The sequence below is a fragment of the Leucobacter chromiiresistens genome (assembly GCF_001477055.1).
GTDB lineage: Bacteria > Actinomycetota > Actinomycetes > Actinomycetales > Microbacteriaceae > Leucobacter > Leucobacter chromiiresistens_A.
Genome location: NZ_LDRK01000168.1, coordinates 1 through 1,212 on the forward strand (window position 1 = coordinate 1; position 1,212 = coordinate 1,212).

Sequence of the window (1,212 nt, forward strand, 5' to 3'; positions counted from 1 at the left end):
ATCGGCGCGGCAGGAGGGCGGGGAACGCCCGGTGCACTGCGGTGGCGACGATGGCGACGATGAGGGTCTTCGCGAGGTCGCCGGGCCAGAAGGCCAGGTCGAAGAGGAAGGCCGATCCGACGCTCATGTCGGCGCGCCAGGCGAGACCGAGCGGCCCCAGCGTGTGCACGAAGACGAGGTTGGCGAGGAGGCCCGCGGCGAAGATGAGGGGCACACTCGTCGCGGTCTTGCGGCGGGGCAGGCGTTCCACGACGAATCCGATGAGCCAGGCGGCGAGGGGGAAGCTGACGAGGTAGCCGACGGTGGGGCCGGCGAACGGGGCGAGCCCGGCCGTTCCGCCGCTGAAGACGGGGAGCCCGGCGGCGCCGACCACCAGGAAGAGCAGCACCGCGAGCGTGCCGCGGCCGGCTCCGAGTACAGCGCCGGCGAGCATGACCGCGAGCGTCTGCAGCGTGATCGAGGCGGGGCCGAGGCTGATGCCCGGGATGATCGAGCAGACCGCGATGAGCGCTGCGAAGGTCGCGATGAGGGCGAGGTCGGTGGCGACGTGCCGGCGGCGCGGGGCCTGCCGGGCCTCCTGCTGCGGGGTGGTGAGGTCTGCGGTGGTCACGATGCCTCCGGGGTCTGGCCGTCTGGCGGCTGCGGGGTGCGGTGGTGCGGGGGCCGACACGGCGCGTGCCGGTCGACGAACCTGAACAGTGTTCTGGTGAACGGTGTTCAGGTTAGCGGTAGGCTGAGGAGATGCGCAACACGCTCGCCGACGTGGTATCCGCGGCGCTGCGCGTGCTCGACGAGCAGGGCCTCGAAGGCTGCTCCATGCGCCGGGTCGCCGCCGCGCTCGACGTGCAGCCGAGCGCGCTCTACCACCACGTGCCCGACAAGCAGACCCTGCTCGCCCGCATGGCCGATGTGATCGTGGGCGGCGTGAGCGCGGGCGGGCCGCCCGGAGCGGGTCCGAGCGACGCGACGGCTGCGGCCCGAAGCATGTGCCTGGAGATGCGGCGCGCGATGCTGGCGGTGCGCGACGGCGCCGACGTCGTCGCGACCGCCGCCGCATTCAGACTCGGCTCCTCGGCCGTCGAGCAGCGGCTCGCCGAGCGGGTCGGCGCCGACGGCGCGCGTGCGCTGCTCTTCTACACGTTCGGGCAGGCGCAGTCGACGCAGACGCACCTGCAGGCCGCCTCGTTCGGCGCCCTGATCGGACCCGAGGGT

2 protein-coding genes are annotated in these 1,212 nt (G+C 73.2%); one reads left to right on the top strand and one right to left on the bottom strand.

Features of this window, described 5'->3' with window-relative positions; genetic code table 11:
* Positions 1-610: biotin transporter BioY (locus NS354_RS12870; protein ID WP_058594824.1), on the bottom strand; the 610-nt coding region annotated here is incomplete at its 3' end.
* 131 nt (positions 611-741) lie between these two features.
* On the opposite strand from NS354_RS12870, the gene NS354_RS12875 reads away from it, so the two are divergent.
* Positions 742-1,212, top strand: a 471-nt coding sequence (locus NS354_RS12875) for a TetR/AcrR family transcriptional regulator (protein WP_058594825.1), incomplete at its 3' end; no start/stop codon positions are given.